The following is a 1,635-nucleotide window of genomic DNA, read 5'->3' as shown; positions in this document are numbered from 1 at the left end:
GTGACCGTGGCCGCCTGCGACGTGGCCGACCGGGACGCGCTGGCGGCCGTACTGGACTCGATCCCGGCCGAGCATCCGCTGACCGCGGTCGTCCACGCCGCCGGCGTGCTCGACGACGCCCTGGTCGAGAACCTGACCCCCGAACGCCTCGCCGCGGTCTGGGAGCCCAAGGCACGAGCGGCGTGGAACCTGCACGAACTCACCCTCGGACGGGACCTGACGGCTTTCGTCCTCTTCTCCTCGGCGGCCGGGACGCTCGGCAGCCCCGGACAAGCCAACTATGCCGCGGCCAACACCTTCCTCGACGCCCTCGCCGTGCACCGGCGCGCCCTCGGACTGCCGGCGACCTCGCTGGCCTGGGGCTACTGGGCCGAGCCGAGCGGCATGACCGGGCACCTGACCGGCGCCGACCAGGACCGGCTGACGCGAGCCGGGGTCGTGCCGCTGGCCACCGACCACGCCCTGTCGCTGTTCGACGCGGCCCTGGCAACGGACCGGGCCACGCCGGCGCCGGTACGCCTCGACCTGTCCGTGCTGGCGGGCGCCCCGGAGGTCCCGGCGGCCCTCAAGGACCTCGTCTCCCGCAAGGCGGCCCGGCGCCCGGCGCGGCACGGCGCGATCGCCGACCGCCTGCGGTCACTGCCGGAGGCCGAACGGCTGCGAGCCGCACTCGACCTGGTCACCGCCCACACCGCCGCCGTGCTCGGTCACCGCGAACCGGGGGCCGTACGGGACCGGCAGCCGTTCAAGGACCTCGGCTTCGATTCCCTGACCTCCGTCGAACTGCGCAACCGGCTCAACACCGCCACCGGCCTGCGCCTGCCCGCCACCGTCGCCTTCGACCACCCCACCCCGCGGCAACTCGCCGAACACCTGCTGAGCGAGATCCTCGGCGGGGGTGTGGTGCCGGTGGTGCCGGTGGTGTCGGTGGGTGGGGTGGGTGGTGGGGATGATCCGGTGGTGATCGTGGGTATGGGGTGCCGGTTGCCGGGTGGGGTGGGGTCGCCGGAGGAGTTGTGGGGTGTGGTGTCGGGTGGGGTGGATGGGATCGGGGAGTTTCCGTCGGATCGTGGGTGGGATGTCGAGGGGTTGTTCCATCCGGATGCGGATCATGCGAGGACGTCGTATACGCGGTGGGGTGGGTTTTTGGAGGATGCGGCGGGGTTTGATGCTGATTTCTTCGGTATTTCGCCGCGTGAGGCGTTGGCGATGGATCCGCAGCAGCGGGTGTTGCTGGAGACGGCGTGGGAGACGTTGGAGGATGCGGGGATCGATCCGACGTCGTTGCGGGGCAGTCAGACGGGGGTGTTCACCGGCATCTGGTCCTCCGGCTACGGCGACCAGGCACCCGCCGACGCCGAGGGCTATCTCGGTACGGGCGCCGCGACCAGCGTGACCTCCGGACGGATCGCCTACCTGCTGGGACTGGAGGGCGCGGCGGTCTCGCTGGACACCGCCTGCTCGTCCTCGCTGGTGGCGATCCACCTGGCCGCACAGGCACTGCGCTCGGGGGAGTGCTCGCTGGCCCTGGCCGGCGGGGTGACCGTGATGGCGACCCCGCTGGGGTTCACGGAGTTCTCCCGCCAGCGCGGCCTGGCTCCCGACGGGAGGGTGAAGGCGTTCGCCGAGGCGGCC

The 1,635-nt window shown here is 72.2% G+C and carries 1 protein-coding gene; it reads left to right on the top strand.

Annotation, left to right across the window (positions count from 1 at the left end):
- On the top strand, window positions 1-1,635 hold a 1,635-nt coding region (locus IE251_RS40550), incomplete at both ends, for a type I polyketide synthase (RefSeq protein WP_194552786.1).

Origin of the sequence: Streptomyces eurythermus (assembly GCF_014649115.1) — a bacterium.
GTDB classification, from domain to species: Bacteria; Actinomycetota; Actinomycetes; order Streptomycetales; family Streptomycetaceae; genus Streptomyces; species Streptomyces eurythermus.
Note: the sequence above shows the minus strand (reverse complement) of the source record. Positions and strands in the feature narration are given on the sequence as shown.